This window comes from Dyadobacter frigoris (genome assembly GCF_005280585.1).
Lineage (GTDB): Bacteria > Bacteroidota > Bacteroidia > Cytophagales > Spirosomataceae > Dyadobacter > Dyadobacter frigoris.
This window is the reverse complement of sequence record NZ_SZVO01000009.1, coordinates 367166-385609: the sequence shown is the minus strand read 5'-3', so window position 1 is coordinate 385609 and position 18444 is coordinate 367166. Positions and strand designations below refer to the sequence as shown.

The 18444-nt window shown below is 42.4% G+C and carries 16 protein-coding genes; 7 read left to right on the top strand and 9 right to left on the bottom strand.

What is annotated here, in order from left to right:
* The 5 genes from FDK13_RS20445 to hflX form a co-directional block, all read left to right on the top strand.
* Positions 1 to 366: universal stress protein (locus tag FDK13_RS20445; RefSeq protein ID WP_170982864.1), on the top strand; the 366-nt coding region annotated here is incomplete at its 5' end.
* On the top strand, positions 363 to 2096 hold the full coding sequence (locus tag FDK13_RS20440; protein ID WP_137341855.1) for a HAMP domain-containing sensor histidine kinase: 1734 nt from the start codon (positions 363 to 365) through the stop codon (positions 2094 to 2096). The genes FDK13_RS20445 and FDK13_RS20440, both read left to right, overlap by 4 nt.
* Before the next feature lie 183 nt (positions 2097 to 2279).
* Entirely contained in the window at positions 2280 to 3248 is a 969-nt protein-coding gene (locus FDK13_RS36175) for a DUF7674 family protein (RefSeq protein ID WP_229216129.1), read from the top strand.
* Positions 3249 to 3262: 14 nt separating this feature from the next.
* Positions 3263 to 3631, top strand: coding sequence for a hypothetical protein (locus FDK13_RS20430; protein ID WP_137341854.1), 369 nt, complete (start codon positions 3263 to 3265; stop codon positions 3629 to 3631).
* Positions 3632 to 3697: 66 nt separating this feature from the next.
* Positions 3698 to 4927, top strand: a complete 1230-nt coding sequence (gene hflX / locus FDK13_RS20425; RefSeq protein ID WP_137341853.1) for a GTPase HflX — start codon at positions 3698 to 3700, stop codon at positions 4925 to 4927.
* A 65-nt stretch (positions 4928 to 4992) separates the two neighbouring features.
* Here the strand turns inward: hflX and FDK13_RS36675 are convergent, their stop codons facing one another.
* The 6 genes from FDK13_RS36675 to FDK13_RS20410 all read right to left on the bottom strand — a co-directional run bounded on the left by FDK13_RS36675 (position 4993) and on the right by FDK13_RS20410 (position 10212).
* On the bottom strand, positions 4993 to 5112 hold the full coding sequence (locus tag FDK13_RS36675) for a hypothetical protein (protein ID WP_374756108.1): 120 nt from the start codon (positions 5110 to 5112) through the stop codon (positions 4993 to 4995).
* Between the two features lie 46 nt (positions 5113 to 5158).
* Positions 5159 to 5332 carry a hypothetical protein gene (locus FDK13_RS35505; RefSeq protein ID WP_170982863.1) on the bottom strand — a complete coding sequence of 58 codons (174 nt, stop codon included), beginning with the start codon at positions 5330 to 5332 and terminating at the stop codon, positions 5159 to 5161.
* A 10-nt stretch (positions 5333 to 5342) separates the two neighbouring features.
* Positions 5343 to 5432 carry a hypothetical protein gene (locus FDK13_RS36670; RefSeq protein WP_220417400.1) on the bottom strand — a complete coding sequence of 30 codons (90 nt, stop codon included), beginning with the start codon at positions 5430 to 5432 and terminating at the stop codon, positions 5343 to 5345.
* Between the two features lie 592 nt (positions 5433 to 6024).
* On the bottom strand, positions 6025 to 6996 hold the full coding sequence (locus FDK13_RS20420; protein WP_137341852.1) for a TRAFAC clade GTPase domain-containing protein: 972 nt from the start codon (positions 6994 to 6996) through the stop codon (positions 6025 to 6027).
* Positions 6989 to 9175, bottom strand: coding sequence for a dynamin family protein (locus FDK13_RS20415; RefSeq protein ID WP_137341851.1), 2187 nt, complete (start codon positions 9173 to 9175; stop codon positions 6989 to 6991). The genes FDK13_RS20420 and FDK13_RS20415 overlap by 8 nt, the downstream gene beginning before the upstream one ends.
* A 482-nt stretch (positions 9176 to 9657) precedes the next feature.
* Positions 9658 to 10212 carry a hypothetical protein gene (locus tag FDK13_RS20410; protein WP_137341850.1) on the bottom strand — a complete coding sequence of 185 codons (555 nt, stop codon included), beginning with the start codon at positions 10210 to 10212 and terminating at the stop codon, positions 9658 to 9660.
* 674 nt (positions 10213 to 10886) lie between these two features.
* Between FDK13_RS20410 and FDK13_RS20405 the strand changes: the two genes are divergently transcribed.
* A complete protein-coding gene (locus tag FDK13_RS20405) occupies positions 10887 to 12737 on the top strand; it encodes a 7TM-DISM domain-containing protein (protein WP_137341849.1) in 1851 nt (616 codons plus the stop codon).
* Entirely contained in the window at positions 12734 to 13360 is a 627-nt protein-coding gene (locus tag FDK13_RS20400; protein ID WP_137341848.1) for a response regulator, read from the top strand. Before FDK13_RS20405 ends, FDK13_RS20400 begins: the two co-directional genes overlap by 4 nt.
* Before the next feature lie 761 nt (positions 13361 to 14121).
* On the opposite strand, the gene FDK13_RS20395 is transcribed toward FDK13_RS20400, so the two are convergent.
* From FDK13_RS20395 to FDK13_RS20385, 3 genes are all read right to left on the bottom strand, one after another.
* Positions 14122 to 15861: a hypothetical protein gene (locus tag FDK13_RS20395; RefSeq protein ID WP_220417399.1), complete on the bottom strand. Its 1740-nt coding sequence runs from the start codon at positions 15859 to 15861 to the stop codon at positions 14122 to 14124.
* 116 nt (positions 15862 to 15977) lie between these two features.
* Positions 15978 to 17261: a hypothetical protein gene (locus tag FDK13_RS20390; protein ID WP_137341847.1), complete on the bottom strand. Its 1284-nt coding sequence runs from the start codon at positions 17259 to 17261 to the stop codon at positions 15978 to 15980.
* Positions 17262 to 17279: 18 nt separating this feature from the next.
* Positions 17280 to 18440 (bottom strand): glycan-binding surface protein, encoded by a 1161-nt coding sequence (locus FDK13_RS20385; RefSeq protein ID WP_137341846.1) that lies wholly within the window; start codon positions 18438 to 18440, stop codon positions 17280 to 17282.
* Between the last annotated feature and the right edge of the window lie 4 nt (positions 18441 to 18444).

The following is an 18444-nucleotide window of genomic DNA, read 5'->3' as shown; positions in this document are numbered from 1 at the left end:
AATGCACAAACTTCGAAAAATGTCATTAGAAAAACAGCGAGGCTTGCCAGTTATTATAACAGTCCGTGGGTGTTGCTTTATGTGCAAACGCCGAAGGAAAGTATGGATAAAATTGCGCTGGACAAACAACGCCATCTGATCAATAATTTCAAACTGGCCACTGAATTGGGAGGCGAAATAATCCGGGTCGAAAGCGCACATGTTTCCAGAACCATTATGGAAGTTGCCGAGCAAAGACAAATCACAACAATTTGTATCGGAAAGCCGCATATGAGTTTGTTTAAAGTAATTTTGGCTACTAATATCTTTAACCAGTTATTGAAAAAGTTGTCTGTCTCTGAAATTGACCTTGTTATTTTATCATGAAAATTAAAACGAAACTCACATTAGGTATTGGCCTATTGTTTTTTATGATTTTACTGCTGTCCTCGGTGGGGATCAGAAATATCAATGCCTTGAAAAACGATTCAGAAAACATCCTGATCGCCAACTACAATACCCTGGAATATGCAAGGAATATGCTGATGGCACTCGATGAAATACAACTTAAGTCGGATGGATTTGATGATTTCGAAAAAAACCTGGATAAACAAAAAAACAACGTCACCGAACAGGGCGAAGCCCAGGCAACCGATCAGATTAGTCACCATTTACAGCTGTTGAAAGCAAATCCCAAGGATGAAACGCTGCATCTGTTGATCAGAAAAGACATTTCGGAGATCATGCGCCTGAATATGATAGCCATTCAGCGCAAAAGTGATATTGCCAAGGAGACAGCCCGGACAGCCAATATATGGATTGTGATGTCAAGTACCATCTGTTTTCTGCTTGGCATTACCCTACTGATCAATTTGCCAAGCAACATTGCCAACCCCGTCCGCGAGCTCACCGACAGCATCCGGGAAATTGCCGCAAAGAATTACTCACAACGAGTGTACTACAAAAGTAAGAACGAATTTGGGGAGCTGGCCGACTCCTTTAACTCGATGGCTGAAAAGCTTGAAGAGTACAATAGCAGCAACCTTTCAAAATTATTGATTGAAAAAAAGCGGATCGAAACGCTGATCAACAATATGCACGAACCTGTGATTGGCCTGGATGAAAATAAAAGAATTTTGTTCATCAACAATGAGGCTTTAAAAATTTCAGGCCTTAGAATCGAAGATGTGATCGGAAAAACGGCGCAGGATGTTGCCGTCTCGAACGATCTGGTCCGGTCGTTGATCGGTGATCTTTCCCAGAATGTCGATGAAAACAAGCATCCGGCGGACTCTATAAAAATATATGCTGACGAAAAAGAAAGCTATTTTGAAAAGGAGGTCGTCAACATCACCATTGTTCCTACAGGAGAGAAAGAGAAAAAACTTATTGGCCAGGTGATCGTTCTGAAAAACATTACCCCTTTTAAAGAACTGGATTTTGCCAAAACCAATTTTATAGCAACGGTCTCACACGAGCTCAAGACGCCGATTGCCTCTATTAAAATGAGCTTGCAGCTGCTCGAAAACCAAAATACCGGCCCTGTTAACGCTGAGCAGCACCAGTTAATTGATAGCATCAAAGAGGACAGTGACCGGCTGCTGAAAATCACGGGGGAACTTCTTAACATGTCGCAGGTAGAAACCGGCAACATCCAGTTAAGTATCCAGGAGTCCAGCCCGGCAAAAATACTCGAGTATGCCCTTGATGCTGTCAAGGTGCAGGCTGAACAAAAACAAGTCGAGCTTATTGTCAATTCCGAAGAAAATCTTCCCAGCATAAAAGCAGACACGGAAAAAACAGCCTGGGTCATGATTAATTTCCTTACCAATGCCATCCGCTATTCGAGCCCCTCCGGACAAATTCATGTCCAAATTAAAAGACTCGGAAACCTGATCCAGTTTTCGGTTAAAGATGAAGGCAAAGGTATTGACAGCCGTTACCGCAGCAAGATTTTCAACCGCTATTTTCAGGTGCCCGGAAGCGCAAAGACAGGTACAGGGCTTGGGCTGGCAATCAGCAAAGAGTTCATTGAAGCGCAGGGTGGCCACATCGGCGTGACCAGTGAGATTGGAATGGGAAGTACCTTCTACTTTGATCTGGCTGAATTCTCATAACCAGGCCTGGTCATTCAAAATGATAATAGTTATCATTTTGATAAGTACCTGCGAAGTGGAAGAAATCTTTTCAATCATTTAAATATCTGATTATCAGTACATAAAAATTATAATCGTTATTTTCACACCCTGGGTACGGGTATTTAAAGTAAGGTATTAGAATCAACCAATCTAGTAAAGACCATGATTACCCAGTGCGAAGGTATCACCCTAATAGAAACCCAGTTCCCACAATTAGCCCGTTTATACAAAAATAGCTCGCTTGGCAACGACATTTATAAATCGATACAGCGCCTTCTTGATTTTTCCAAAGAAGCAGTCGCGGACTACAACCTGAATTTGTCCCGCAAGTGCTTTTCGCTGGCTGGTACACTGCTCAACCAGGGAGATTCAATAGTCCGCAGTGCTGTTGAAAAAAGCTTCATCTATTCCTTTCTACCCTTTACGCAGAAAGACGAGGCTGAAAAAAAGCGCTTAAAATTCTTTATTCCGGAAGATTTTTATAAAATCTTTATCACACAGATCGATAAGGGATCGCAGGCAAAAAAAGAAGAGCATAACCCTGCGCCCGAAGAAATTACCTTGCGTCTGGCAACAAGGCAGGACTGGATCTTCGCCAAACTGATCACTGAGGAGATGCATGGGTCGGCCTTGCTGCGCGGATGCGGCATTTCCAAGCGAAGCCCGATTTCAGTCATCCGAAAAATGATCGAGGGAAAGGCGGTAATCGCTGTTACGAGCGGTAACCACTGGGCTGGATTTTCATACATTGAAACCTATGAGAACAATAGCTTTGTTTCCAACTCCGGACTGATTGTCTCGCCTGTTTTCCGTCAGTGCGGTGTCGCCAAAGCCATTAAACAAAGTGTTTTCGATCTGTCAAGGAAACTTTATCCCTCGGCAAAAATATTCAGTATTACCACCGGCTCAGCCGTGATGAAACTAAACACGCGTCTTGGTTTTGAGCCGGTCACATACAGTGAAATCACAACAGAGAAAAAATTCTGGAATGGCTGCAAGAGCTGCGTGAATTACCAGACACTGCTGGGCAAAGACTGCAAAAACTGTTTTTGCACGGCGATGTTGTACACGCCGGCTTCGGATGAACCCCAGGAGCAGGAAAATGAATCAGAGCTTGAGCATTGTAAGTAACGCCTGACACTGTCATGAAAACCTACCAGAAATACATTAAATATCTTCAGATCCTTAATGTTTTGTCCTTCATTGCGGTTGTTACGACCATAATCTACAGCTGGGCAATGATCAGTTCGCTGCCAGAACGTTTCATGATCACCGAGGGCTTTACCCAGTCGAAAGCCTTGTGGATCAGCAAAGGGAAGTTATGGGGTGATATCCGTTTGATGGTCACCTGCTACCTGATTATTTCGCTTATCTGTGTCTACCTGCAGGTAATGCCCTTTAAACCCGGATCAGGCAAGCATCACGCGCTGATGGGATCAATTGTCAATCTGTGCATCTGCCTTGTTTTTTCCATTACCATCATCAGCACGATCCAAAGCGTCTGCACGCCATAAGCTGCTTGACCAAGACCTTGCTTGCAGCTAAACGAAGTTTGCCATGATCACAATAAATGATTTACCATGCGTAGCAGAAAACAATTATTCGATAACCAACCGCAGCAGCAAAAAGCAGTTCTTGTGGCGGTAAGTACCAAGAAACAAAATACCTATAAAACACAGGAATATCTTCTGGAGCTAGCCTTCCTGGCTCAGACCCTGGAAATACAAACCATGCACTCGTTTATTCAAAAACTTGAACATGCTGACAAACGCACCTATGTAGGGAAAGGAAAACTGCAGAAAATCGCAGCTTATCTTGTGACAAGTCCGGTAGACATGCTCATTTGTGATGATGATCTTTCCCCTGCCCAGATGCGAAACCTGCAAAGCGTTCTGCAGGACGTAAAAATTATGGACCGGGGTATATTGATCCTTGAAATCTTTGCCATGCGCGCGCAGTCGGCCCAGTCAAAGCTTGCCGTTGAATTAGCCCGGTATCAATACCTGTACCCCCGCCGACTTTGGACGCCTATTAGCCAACAGAATGCAGGCGCAGCGGCTACCGCGGGTTCAGGTGAAACAGAACTTGAAACGAACCGTCGTCTGGTCAGGGAAAAAATTTCCTTTCTAAAAGATAAACTCAAAAAGGTCGACATTCAAAGTCAAACACGGAGCAAAGAGCGCGACGCGTTGGTCCGCGTCACGCTGGTGGGCTATACCAATGTAGGTAAATCCACACTGATGCGGCTATTATCAAAAGCAGATGTTCACGTCGAAAACAAACTGTTTGCAACGATAGACAGCACAGTCCGTCAGGTTCAGATCCATAATGTCCCCTTTCTTCTCACCGATACGGTTGGCTTTATTCGCAAACTGCCACCGATGCTTATTGAATCATTTAAATCTACGCTGGACGAAATGCGTGAGGCTGACATCCTTCTTTTGATCGAGGATATTTCAAACCCCTCCTACGCTGAGCATCTTGAAGTGGTACATAAAACACTGGAGCAGATCGGCGTGCTGCATACGCCAACATTATTGGTATTCAATAAAATTGATTTGTATAATAACCCGAACGGTGCTACCAGGCAGAACGCTGATACGAGCAACACAGAACTATCTGTAATTCAATTTCAAAAAAGTTACCCAAACGCCCATGCATGTGATACTGTATTTATCTCAGCTGAACACAATCAAAATATCGGGCTTTTAAAAGACACATTATATTCCCTTATTTTAAATAAGCATATGGCTATCCATCCAGACTGGACAAATCACGATCATGATTTCCCTCCATCATTCCAAGTATAAACCACCTTGTTGTTTATGAATCCTGCTATTAATTCGGCGTAGCATTTTTTAAAGACACCAGGCTATTAGAACTGCTTACAAAACCAGACACCCCTGACGTACCACTGCCCCGGCATCAGTAGCTGCCCCATATCCCAATTGGGGCTACGCACCACATAATTGCCATTATCAAGAACTTTAACAATACCTACATAATCATTAGCTGTGTACCCACCAGACTATTGCTGCTGCTTAAACGCCATTTAATCCCTCAGTACCACTACACCACGTTACAGCGCCAACATCTGCTGCTGCACCATTATCCCATTGATAACGTCTAATCAAATAATTGCCATTGGGAAGAACTGTTATGCCAACACTACCAATGTTGTCGCCAGTTGTACTACCTGTAAGGGTGCTTATCAATGCGTGTGTTTTACCATTGTACAGGTATACTGCCCCCTACATCTGCAATGGCACCATTATCCCATGACATGTCTGCAACTACATAATTTCCATTCGTCAATACGACAACTGATGGCCATCACCACCCCGCGCCCATCAGCCCGGTGATGGTAGTCGTCTGTGCGTGGACAATGCTTAGGCTACAAATGGCAGCCAAAAATGTGAAGATTTTTTTCATGGGTTGAGTTATTTGATATGGTGAAAATTGACATATAAATGTTTGCAGGAATAATTGACAGAGGAGGAGGAACATTAGCCATCAGGTATTCAAAAAATAGGAAAGCGCTTCTCGTATCGTCAAAGTCGGCTACGGGAATCCTGATAAGCTTCTCCGGAATTAGTAATGGCTGAATGATCTGCTGCAACCAGGTCTTTTATGATCATAGACTTTTTCAAAGCCACATGACTATGGATAACAATGAATTTTTCTACCGTTACCCGCGGGAATAGATTATACCTAAACCTTTAATTTTGCCGCCCATAGCAAGTATCCGGCCGCCGGAGCCCCGGATACCCAGGATGGTTATTCGGCTGTTGCTTATATGACTTAAGAGCGATCAGAACGTTTTTGAAAGAAGACACGTCGCTTTCTATTGTCCTTCTCTCAATTTAAAGTCTGGTAATATGCTGGAATAATAACCTGAACTAACTATTTAGAATGTCGTTATATGGGAGTTTTGTAATACTTTTATCCCGTTAGTATTAGAACATAATTGCAACAATTGTTCCGACGTAACATTCAGATATTTGTGATTTTTCAATAACCGTCTTACGAAGCCGGGAAATCCGGTATTTTTACTTTCATACTGATTTTTTAAAATAAAACTCAGAAGATATAAAAAAGGCTGATCTGTATTTTTGGGTGAATAGACTCCTCGTTGGGTTACAACAAATACCGGATCTTTAACACCATATTCAGGCTCAGAAAAATACATCAGCTTACAACTGCCCAGAGTCTGCATCGGTATGATCACAATCGAAATATTTTTCTTTCTGGACTTATCTGTTAAAAAGGATAAAACATTCTCATATTTCTCCTGAATTTTCAATAAAAGTGCGTGATAAGCTTTATTCCGATTTGAATCATTTGTACCATAGTATTTTTCACATTTAATGGGAGTAAAGATTACCAAACGGGGTTGACTCAGATCAGCATATACATCTTTCAATATTTCAAGTATGATATCCGGCTGCGTATCATCATTCATTTCCATTAAATAGGCCGAGTCAATGGGTATGATCAGTACCTGGGAATTAGCTGCAAATTGCTTCACATTAGCAAAATCAGCACTATTGCCGTTATTTAGCCAGCTTCCGGGATAATCAATAAATTCAACCATCAAAGATTCGGAATCACTACCTTTCTGCCCCAACTTCAAGTTATATTTAGTCACCTCTCGGGTTGACCTGATTCCATTTGTAGATTCTATCGCCCCCTTATCCAGTGAGCTAATCAATTTACCTCTTTGTTCCATCAATATTCTTTGGGAAAGAGCATCTATTGTAAAATGAAGATCTATATTTTCAAAAAAATCCTTTTTGAAATGATCAAGCATAGAAACCAGACAGGAGGTTTTTCCGGCTTTCGATACTCCCAAAACCGATACACTTATGAGGTTATTCATGAATATTTAAAATATGTTCGTTTGTCACTTTTTTAGTATTTTCGATGTAAAGCTTAAACTTTGCATATTGATTTTGTTTTTCCTCGGCCACGCCAAACCGCTCAGGCCATATTTTCACCCTGTTCCGCTGATAAAAAATCTCCCAGTTATCTTTCGCGTGCTTTGATCTGAATATCTGATTTAAAAACTCCTCAAGCAGTGAAAACAATATCATGTTGATATCTTGCGACCATTTTCTAAACTCCTTTTGAATCTGATACAAACACGCCTCTACCGAGTGCCTGACATATCGCAAAATATCACTCGCCGAATCACTGCGTGATAGCCGGATTTCCAGGTAATCGGGCGTTAAAATATCCAGGTGTTCCCTTATCTTAAAATGTAGAAAACCTAAATAAGACAGCTGAAAATTCCTAAAAGATGAAATTGAATTCCTAAGCTCAGATATATTGTCGACTTCATCTAAAAGAATTCTGTCAAAGGGTGCCCCATTTACTTGATCAATATAACTGAGTCTGCCCTGATTTCTTAGTATGGAATATACCTCTCCTTTAATTTCCCGCAGTGTTTTTAGTAGAATATCGTCGAGTTGAGAAAACTCGTTTGTAATATGCGTTTTATATTCATTAAGAAAATCTTCATAGGCCTTATTAAAAGAACCGAGTGAATTTCTACTTAAATTAATATCTGTTTCTGTTAATTTATTTAAGAGTACTTTAATATTCCGCTCGGTCTCTAAGAAATGATTATATGTTAATGCATTTGCTTCATTTTTTAAGGAATATTTTTGTTCCAGGAGATTTTCAAATTCATTCGTTTGAAAATTCCATAAACTATTGAAAAGCTCTTTGAATATATATAAATCCAGGTCATTTTCTGGAACCTCCAGCTTTTCAAGATGAGCAATAAACGCTATCGCACGGTTAAATATGGACAAAAGATTACTTTTTGAATGAGAGATAATACTGTCATCCAGCTGACTTATTTTATTTACAAAGGAGGATGAAATACTACCCAGTATTTTTTGGGACACTTCCTCCTTATTCATGCAATCAATAATGGCCACATCTGAAAACTGCATCCCGTTTCTTTCAGCACCATCGGCCATATCCTGACAATTACGGTAATTATTCAGCGCCGGATTAATATTAACATGATTTAATATTAAGAAAGAGTTGTCCTTTATACCTACGGCAGGTATTCCCAATTCGGCGATAGTCTTGCTACAGGCATCGTATAGATCCAGATCAACACTACCCCAAACGTCCCCTAACGGATCAGGCTTCCTGATAAATAACAAAAAATCAACTTTATTTACCAGCTCTTTGACCATTGCACCTTCATCGATTGTGCTTGTATCACCAATTCCAGGCATATCGATTAGGGTCAGGTCTCCTAAGTCACTGTAAGGAAACGGACAGATTATATCCAACTGCTCTACCGACAAATATTTGTAAATCGGGTTCCTGTTTTCATCATGCTGAATGACGTACTCCTGAATTTCATCAATAGATATACGCTTTGACAGACCTGTAAGTAAATAATTGAATTTGGATAAATTATCGTGGATGTCCCTCAGTTTTTTATATTTCGAAATAGCTGCGGGATTTTCGCCCTCTTTTGGCCCCGGCGATTCCGACACTTCAAATTCCGCAAGATTCTTGGGAATGGGTGTAATCCCCAGATCTCTAAAATAGGGAAGGATTCTATGTTGAAAAAAATGCTCCCGGGTATAAAATTTCACCCCTATATCAATCACCTCGCTTTCACTATTCGTGATGAAACTCTTCACCCCTGTACAGTGTAGTCCGCTTCCGCCTGGGATAATTTTAGAATTCAAACCGGACAGGCTTTGCAAAAGGGTACTTTTCCCCTGCCTTGCCAATCCCAAAACACCTATACTTATATTTTTTTTTGAAAAGCGTTCTTTTAACTTAAATAGGTGCTTTTGTTCCAATTCAATTTCTCTAACGAGCATTTGAATCCCTTCTGCATTAGACTTTTGATCTTCATCAAAATCTTCTTCTCTCGAAGTAGTAGTGGTATAAGAGTTTTCTAATGCAGACAAATTATAGCTTAGTGAAGATAGCTTTTGAATCGAATTTTGCACGTCATTGACAATAAGTTTTCTTTTGTCAATTAAACGCGTGAGAGTTGGAGTTTTTATTGAGGAGGTCATTTAAACAAACATTAAGTAAATTATATATCTAATTCATAAACGAGTACAAACTAATTTGTCCATAATAGTCCTATTATCATCGCAAAAACAAAAAGCCCGTACAATCCGGAGTTACACCTACCCCCAAAGCATTTCCGGAATTAATTCTATTTTAAATAAAAATGCATACTGTATCATGAATGACGAAATTTACATACTTTGTATTTTTTAGGTCTGTATTGTTACCATAGTACATATAAAATTACAGGTACTATTGTACAAGCCAGAATCATCAACCTCAATTTGCCGGTGCAAGGCATAGAGGCCTAGTCTTTCCCGGCATGTTAAGGTGTAAGCTATGGCTTAATCGAATGGGCGTTTGGAAACTGAAACTGCCGGAAACCGACTGGCTCTTTGTACCGTATTAGGATAAACGCGGGTAGTCATAGCTACATCGCTTTTTTTAATGGAGCCATCCTGATCTAACAAGCGTGCAAGTGAACTTAGCCTGGTGTAGGTAAATAATACGTGTGTACAGCGGTGCTGTTTTCGGCGGCTTGCACCCGTCCTGTCGTTTCGAAAGTACGGATATCTACACTGCGTTCGAGATGAAAATGCGAGGCCTCGGCCTCCATGGTGGTTTGCCAGTTCAGTACAGCATTGCCTTCGGCTTCTTTTGGAATGAAACTGACGAGCATGACCGGCAGCGCTGCCTGAGACACGGCACCCAGCGTAAAAGAACTCCATGATAAAGTGGTTTTACCAGTCACCGTACCGGCAAAAAGTGCTCCCGTCACGGCGGATGAACCCTCGTTCATCCATCCCGAGACGGTTTTGTGAGCCACTTTAAACACATTGGTATTGATAGAGGAGGTAATGTTTATCGTATTTACAGCGTCCACGGCGATGATGGCTTTTTCAGAGGCAGTCGCTAGTGGCTTCTGGTCCCGGTATGCGGAGTAAAGCGCCGCGGGTACACCGGCCGCCGCTCCGAGCTGCTGGCCATGCAGTGTAATGCCAAGCATCGATAGTACCGTAAGTATAAGTATTTTATTCATTTTTTAAATTTGAGTTAAGGCATACTTGGATGAGCCTGGGTATATCTTAATCCTTCCAATAAAGTCACTTTTTTGCAGAATTCTTACCGATAGAAAATGAACCGGGCCCTTAGCAGCAGTGAATATTTTTCAGATGAGACACTAGTTAAATGCGTTTACGCTTCTGTCCTGTACGGCACAAATGCAAAAAAGGAGTGCTGAAAAGAAGTGGAAATGGTTCATTCTGAAGTCGAGCAAGTCCGGGACTTTCTGAACAAGGTCTGCTGCAACACTTTTGTAAGGAGAGGGTATCATACATGTGAAGTTGAAATTTCATATAACGTTGATTCACCTGCAAAGCACGACCTGTCTGCTGTCAGAAAAAATACCTGAGTCAGGTATTTTTTTCGGTTTTTCGAAATATTTCTATACCTGAATCGGTAATATTTTGTAGAATTTATATTAGGCGAGTGTCAATGCACCTGCCGTTGCCTGACTGCTATCCTGCGTATTCAGCCCTACGTTTTTGCCCTTTTCCATGTTCAGTCTATTAGCGCCCCAAGCCAATTATAGCTAGTGGAGACACTTTTCAAAGCAGGATACAGATTGCATTTTTTGCAGCATTACCTGTTTCAGGTATTTTTTCGAGGTTTTTTTATTTCCAACTTTACATCTTCATTCATAAAGGACAAGCCTTGCTTCAGAGCATTTCATACATCCAGGGTCTATTGCTGGCGATCGTTTTTGCGATGGTATCCTGTATACAAAGTGGTAGAAAACCACCGGTGGTACCGGGTGCTCCGCTCATAGTAGCCGAAGGATTTTCGGAAGAGAAAATTAACGCTTCGATGCAGTACAGCACCGATTTTGCAAAGGAAAGTCCATTCCAGGTTTTGAAGAAACTTGCTTCATTTAAAACACCAGCAGGCAATGGCCCCTTGGTGCTGGGTTCAACGTTGAAAAATAGGTTCTCCTGGGTATATATAGCTTTGGTAAACCAGCAAAAAAAACCCTTGAAAACATCCCTTGTTACAGAGCATCTGCGCTGCGACAAGCTCGAATTATTTCACGTCACTGGTAAAAAAGTTACATTGACCGGTGAGGTCGATCGATCCACACCAATATCGGAGCGGGCTTATCCCTACAACGATTTTGCATTCGCTATCGACCTTCCACCATCCGATACCACCTACCTGCTAATACGCAGCACACGTTTAATGGGAGCTACAGAACTCGACTTCAGTCTGTTTGAGGAAAAAAGCTTCCTGCAACATCAATATCTGTTCACCATTTGGAATGCTTTCAATGTTTCCTCCGTACTGGTCATCGCATTGTTATCTCTACTCATCGGGATACTGTATCGCAACCGTTTGATGACCTTTTTCGGCACAGTTTCTGTCTGTGTTTTTATGCTTTATGCTTATGTGCACAACTATTGGGACAGCCTGCCATTCCCGGTATTTACGGGTATACAAAACTATAACACAGGAGGTTTTCTGTCTTTTCTGCTTAACGCGCTTTTTCATCCTTACGGATATGAAATCCTGAAAAATTATAGTATTAAAGCACCGGTATACAAAAAAATAGCAGCAGCTTTATTCGCGCTCAACGCCCTGATGGCACTGCTGATGCTGATATCTGCTCCATTTCTTAACGTTTTATACATTTATAGCTTTACTTCGTTTGCCGTACTGAATATAGGATGTTTTGTTTATGTGGCTTACATGGTTTACAGGCAAACCGGTCAGAAATGGTTATTGGGCATTGTTGCATTGGCCTTTGGTCCTACGATGATTAATCTTCCGCTGAATCTATTTAATTTTTCTGAGCGCTTTTACGCAACCTTTACCAGACCATACATTACGCTGGCCACGGCGATGATGGCGTATTTTACACTGAAACAGCTCTTGTACCAGCTTACTAGCAAAGCTGAACTGGAACGGCGGCTCACGGGTATCAAGCTGAGCATGGATGACATGCGAAAAGAAGAGGTGCAGAAAATAGGCCGAAATCTGCACGACCAGCTTGGTAATACCCTGGCATCCTCGCTGGGTTATCTAAACGCACGTCAGGTTGATTTAGGAAAGGTAGAGATGCTGGTAAACGAAGCCATAAAAGAGATCAGGTTTATGAGTCACAATCTGGTGAAGGATGATGACCTTCTTCTGACAGAAAAAATTGACAATCTTGTGGACCGCTTCAACGATTTTTCTGACATCTCCTTTCAATTTCTGGATTATTCCGAGGGGAAAGTCAACGGGTTAAGTATTTTAAAACAGCAAAATATTTATTTGGTCATTCAGGAGGTTTTTACCAATGCTATCAAACACTCTCATGCTCAGGAACTTACTATTCAGGCTTTTTTGCAGAACAATATAGTTCAGATCAGTATCGAAGACGATGGCGTTGGCTTCGATCTAAAAACAAACACAAAAGGCCTGGGTGTAAAAAACATGTTTAAACGGGCCGAGCTCGGCAGTTTCAGTTTAACGATTGACTCATCTGCTGGAAATGGTATCAGCATCATCATCGAAACAAATATATGAAGACTAAAATAATGATCATCGACGACCACGCGCTCTTTAATGACGGGTTGGCGCATATTATTTCTCAAAGCACTTCTTTTCAGGTGGTGAAACAGGTGTATGAAAGTAAAAACGCGCTCTATTCTTATCAAATGTACCGTCCGGATCTCATTCTGGTCGACTATAATATGCCTGAAACAGACGGACTGGAAGTAGTCCGCCAGTTAAAGGCGCTAAACGCGAGTTGTAAAATAGTTGTCATCAGCATGTATGCCGACAAAAAGGAAATCCAGCGTTTTATGGCCGCTGGTGTAAACGGCTACATTACCAAAACTACTCCGTATCAGCAGCTCATTGAAGCGCTACAGGCGGTGATGATGGGTAAAAACGTATTTCCTGATCATATTCAAAGCAAAAATTTGCCGAAGAACGATTCTTTTCAACTTAAAATCCAACTCACCAAAAGAGAGGTGGAAATACTCAGATGGGTTGAAAAGGGTCTCAGTACCGGCGAAATCGCAGATAAATTGACACTAAGCTATTACACAGTGGAAACGCACCGCAAAAACATAAATGCCAAACTCAAAGACCTCAGCCGAATGGATTATCAGCAGTTTGTCGACCAGCTGGGTATAAGTTCCTGATGAGACTTCTATAGGACAGGGCTCAATTATCAACTTAGGCTGATTCAGATCTTAATCACTTCCTGAACTCCCTGTTTGGCATTATGATGTGCAAAAATGTGTACTGCTTTTTGGAGCAATCGCAAGACAAGCACGCTGCCTTTAAAGACACATTAAAGTGCTCACTGGTGAGCGGTGAAAGGAAGAGTAAGCTCAGGTACAGGACTGTCATTACCTTTTACGGATTAAATAATTATTGCAGAACTTAACACTTCAAACCTGTATTTTTTCTGTGAATTCAAGCTCGCCTGCTACCTTTGATTGCAGGCTCTGGCTATTTACCAGACATTTGGAGTAAAAGCTTGGATCGAGAGGTTATTTGCTTCCAAATCGGCATCTGTGGAAGGCCAGAAAGATGGAAAGTATAATCAGCGAATATAACCTCACTTTCATTGAATGATGAGATTTTTAAGAAATCCGGCAGGTGAAAAGTTTCAAAAAATCACTTATCGGGATCACCGAATTTCTGACAGAGTGACTTAAACAGTATGATCCTTTTCTTTTTTTGGCGCCCTTCGTTAAGCTGAAACCTATACCTTGATCCGCTGCATTTGCATCTTAGAAATAAAGTCTTTAAAGCGGATCTTAAAGGTCTGGCTTATTGTTTTTTTGCTGTTCTGATAGTTTAATTTGAGAAAAGCCGGCGTTTCTCCCTGCCGCTCGGGCTTCTAAGTGCTGAGCCGACTAAAAAAATGTATGCCCTGTTCAGCCCAATCAAACGCTTACTTTCCAACCACAACACTGACCATACCTCTTGCCGGGACGGTCACCTTTATTCCATTTTTTGAAAGTGCCGATTTTGCTTTTAAGGTAGCATAATCGGCCGGACCGCCGGCAATGCCAACGGGCGCAACACCATTGATGAGTACCTTTCTGGAAAATTCACCGTTGTCAGTGCTTCCCTCCAGAGTGTACCAATAAAACCGGTCACCTTTTTTAAGATTGTCGAATTTCACTTCCACCGTCTGGGCGGAAGCAGAAATATTGACCAGCGCCACGTTAGCCTCACCGGACGAAAACGTGGAAGCGTAGGATTTAATGGCTGTATTTCCAGTTTGAACCGTCGATTTCACCAGCCGGTCACCCATGTTTTTTTGAAGAAAATACAGATAATAAAATGAGGGTCTTGGCGTCCATTTTGCCACATTTGGCTCAGTCCCGTCACTAAAGAGTCCGTGATCATCGCCTTCCGCCCAGAAATTCAATAAGTCCCAACGGGCCGCCAAACCATATTTATTAACGAGCGATTCTCCAACAACAAGCGCAGCAAAAACACCGCTGACATTGGAAACCTGCTGTTTCGAGCTTTTTGCCCACATATTCCACTCGGTCATCGCAACTGGTTTTATGACAGCACCATTTGCAGCGATGGTCTGAGTTACATAATTCATCATTTTTGCAGGCTGGGAAAATGCCGCGCCCAAAACAACCGCAGCAGTTGAATTCTCATCATAAGGCGTAAAGTAATTATGGACAATGTAAAAATCCGGCTTGTTATTGGCCTCTGGAAGCATACCTTCATTCCAGGTTTTGACCGTATTGGTCTGCCAGGATTCGGGCAGTGATTCATACATTACCGCACCGATACTGATTTTGGCACCCACTTCTGCGGCAGCTTTTCGCATCGAATCGGCAAACACTTTAAAGTGCTGAGCGTAAAGTTTACCCGTTAAATATTCAGGCTGTCCGTCTTTATTTTTCGATACATCGATCCGGTATCCCCACTCCCAGTCCCCATAATTTTCATTCCCGATTTCCCAGTACTGCGTCCGTCCCTTGTCGTACCTCACCCAATCCGCTGCAAGATGCGCAGCCGTTGCTACCGGATCAGCGCTTGTGCCGTATCGGGCGTAACCATAATTCATGGTCAAAACGCCTCTGCTGCCACTTTGGCTGAGCATATCATAATAATTATCCAGGGAAGCGCGCCAGTTGTCATTGGTTCTGCCAAAACCATAACCTGGTTCCTTTTTCACATTATCCTTATCGGTAAGCATAGTCGGCGCATCAGCGGGTAGTCCGCCGGGTTTAGCATTCCAAAAATAAACATCGCTACCGCTGCCGGCTGGAAAGCGAATAATATTGGGTTTCAGATTAGTAATATGGTTCATAAAGACCGGCTCGGTTACCATCGGCGTCATCCACGTATTGGCATTGTGCCCAAAACTTGTCAGCGGAATTTTTGTGACGACCTCTGAGGCATCCACAGTGACAGTAACGGCCGTGGAGGCAGGAATATCAGATTCTGTAAAACCCGGAACCGTGAAAGTTTTGGGCAGCCAGGTATCCAAAAACAATCCCATGGTTTTTGCAGTTTCCGGATCCGTAGCGGGCTTTATCTCCTGATCCGTAGTTCCCTGACCGGAAGAAATTACTTCTGTTTTTTTGCAGGAAAAGATAATGATCATCACCCATAAAGGGAGAAGGATTTTGGAAAAATATTTCTTTATAAAGGGCATCATCTAATTGGTTTAAGCCAGCGATCAGCCAGCATTATAGTTTGGTAAGGGCGTAGGAATAATGTAAACAAAGGGTACCTCTGTACCCTTTGTTTACATTATAGGGAGGGTAAGCTTTATCATCTCAGGCCAATGTGATCCAGGTAAACCGAGCCAGACCAGCCCGTTTCCTGAAACATTAATTCTGTAATTGTTGCAGGATTACCAAGATCGGATTTAGTAAGCCTGTACTCCGTCCAGACCCCTTCTTTCAAGACGATCACATAGGGACTTGCTGAATTAGCAACTACGTTAAGTTTCTTCCCTTCCGTTCCAGCCACACCATAAATCGAAAAAGTAATCTCAGAATAACTGGCTGTCGACACGCTTGCACCTGCAAATTTTAATGCGCCCCATGCTCCGGTGAAAGTCATTTTTGCAGCGTCATTACCATCCCGAACATTGGCCGTACTCGCAAAATCCGCTGTGCTCCCCCAGCCCCAGTTTGACCAGCCGTTCAGTATGGCATCTTCATAAATTGCATATTTCAAGGGTGCAAGATCAGGCAGATCACCTACGAATTTAAGTGCATCAACAGATTCAATCGTAATACCCGAATAAGCCACCAGCGTAATTTTTCCCTTGTTCGCCGTTTTCGGGATTTTCAAAACAAGCTGTGCGGCTGTTTTCGATACAAATTCAGTAACCGGCGATGTCAAACCTTTCAGTAATACACCTTGCACAAGATCCAGATCATTGCCCGTTATGGTCAGTTCTTTTTCTCTTTCAGCCGGATTCGGCGCTATTGATTTAAGAGAAGGTAAAGCAATAATCAGATCCTTTTCTGTTTCAATGCTCAAAGGCTCGGTGCCGCTTGTTGAAAAAATCAGCGGCCCGGTTTGGGCGCCAAAGGGAACTGTTACCACAAGTTCGTTCAGGCTCTGGCTGACGAATTTGATGATGGCCGTGTCTTTGGCAAAACGCACCTGTTTTACCCAGTTTAAATACTGGCCTTTAATGGTAATATTTTCACCCGGGCGCGCTGACTGCGGCACGGATTCTATTTTAACGGCAACTTCAAAGCTCAAAATTGTTTTGGAGACAATATCTCCATTCGCCGTTTTCAAAGTAACTATACCTTCCGATGTTTCATTAGGCACGACCAAAATTATTAATTCAGAAGATTGCTTGACAAAAGCAGAACTGGGCACGCTTGCGTTTTTTAGTTCGATGGCCGTTACCTTATCAAGATTAGTACCGATAAAGCTGATCTGATCGCCGGGTTTTACACCAGACGGACCAAAGCTTAAAAGCTGTACATCATCGGTAGTGGCAACCTCGTTTTCCTTGCAGGCTATCAAAATTCCCACGAACAGGATCATGCACAGGATTGAAAAAAGCCTCTTATTATGTATTTTTCTCATGTTGATTTCGGGATAGGGTTATTTTTTAATTGTTTTTGGAACCACACGGAAATTGTCAAGCGAAATGTCCGCATCAAGCTCTCCTCCGCCATGAAATAACAACCGGGTATAGTAGCCGTTAGGATTTACTGCCAGTTTCACACCGGCCGCTTCGTAGCTTGCCGCGATCTGCTCAAAAGGAATAACGACGGTTTTCCATTCTCCTTTTGTATCATAAGGCGGCGCCCATTGGTAGGCATCCGTTACAAAATCGCTGCTCAACCCTACGTTGATTTTCAGCATATTATTATTGTAAGGCTTCACTGTATTCACCTCAAATTTCAGATTATAATCGGCAGGTTTAAGGATCGCTTCGTCCGGAACATTTTTACTGATAGCGCCCATAGCATCCGGCGGACCACCGGCCACTTCTTTCCATGCCCATCCGGCAATGACTTCTTTCACATGGATATAATTTCCATTAATAGCCACAGGATCAGCCGTTCCTGGCTTGGTAACGACATATTTTTCATTCCACCAGCCTGTGAAAGGATCGCTGCTCAGGAAAATATTGCGGTTATCACGGAACCAGAAATCTGACTTTGTCTCCCCGAAATTCGTGGTTACCGTTAGCTGCCCGGCCGTTGCACCAGTCGGCACGCGCACTTTGATCGTTTTGTCTTCAACAGAGACCAGCTCTCCTTTTACCCCGCCCGCAAATGTCACTGTCAAAGGCTCATAAAAATAATCACCGCTTATTGTGGCGATCTCACCCGCAGCCACATATTCGCAGGCCATACTGGACAGAACGGGCTCGCTGATCTGCACTTTAAAATCATGCTCCAAAGTCGATCCACCAGAAAAAACGATCTTCATTTTATTGGTAATATCTTTTGGAATGACACTTGGAATACTGACCAAAATTGTTTTGCTGGTCACATAAGTAGGTGTCAGCGTAGCGCGCTGGTCGTTAAACCAGATCTGCTCTGCATCCTGTAAATTTTCACCCACAATGGCGATCAAGGTTCCCTGAAAAGCGCCCACTAAAAGCGAGTCGGAAGATTCAGGTTTGGTAACACGCACATACTTGATACTCGGAACGCCGCCGCCGGGCAGCTCATCCTCTGAGCAGGAAATAGTAATAAATGCCATCGCCGATAACAGTGCAAACAGCATTAGGGATTGATATATAGTCTTCATTGAA

Coding starts and splice junctions, on each gene's coding strand:
- FDK13_RS20440 (WP_137341855.1), top strand. CDS start 363: ATGAAAATTAAAACGAAACTCACATTAGGTATTGGCCTATTGTTTTTT.
- FDK13_RS36175 (WP_229216129.1), top strand. CDS start 2,280: ATGATTACCCAGTGCGAAGGTATCACCCTAATAGAAACCCAGTTCCCA.
- FDK13_RS20430 (WP_137341854.1), top strand. CDS start 3,263: ATGAAAACCTACCAGAAATACATTAAATATCTTCAGATCCTTAATGTT.
- hflX (WP_137341853.1), top strand. CDS start 3,698: ATGCGTAGCAGAAAACAATTATTCGATAACCAACCGCAGCAGCAAAAA.
- FDK13_RS20420 (WP_137341852.1), bottom strand. CDS start 6,996: ATGAATAACCTCATAAGTGTATCGGTTTTGGGAGTATCGAAAGCCGGA.
- FDK13_RS20415 (WP_137341851.1), bottom strand. CDS start 9,175: ATGACCTCCTCAATAAAAACTCCAACTCTCACGCGTTTAATTGACAAA.
- FDK13_RS20410 (WP_137341850.1), bottom strand. CDS start 10,212: ATGAATAAAATACTTATACTTACGGTACTATCGATGCTTGGCATTACA.
- FDK13_RS20400 (WP_137341848.1), top strand. CDS start 12,734: ATGAAGACTAAAATAATGATCATCGACGACCACGCGCTCTTTAATGAC.
- FDK13_RS20395 (WP_220417399.1), bottom strand. CDS start 15,861: ATGATGCCCTTTATAAAGAAATATTTTTCCAAAATCCTTCTCCCTTTA.
- FDK13_RS20390 (WP_137341847.1), bottom strand. CDS start 17,261: ATGAGAAAAATACATAATAAGAGGCTTTTTTCAATCCTGTGCATGATC.
- FDK13_RS20385 (WP_137341846.1), bottom strand. CDS start 18,440: ATGAAGACTATATATCAATCCCTAATGCTGTTTGCACTGTTATCGGCG.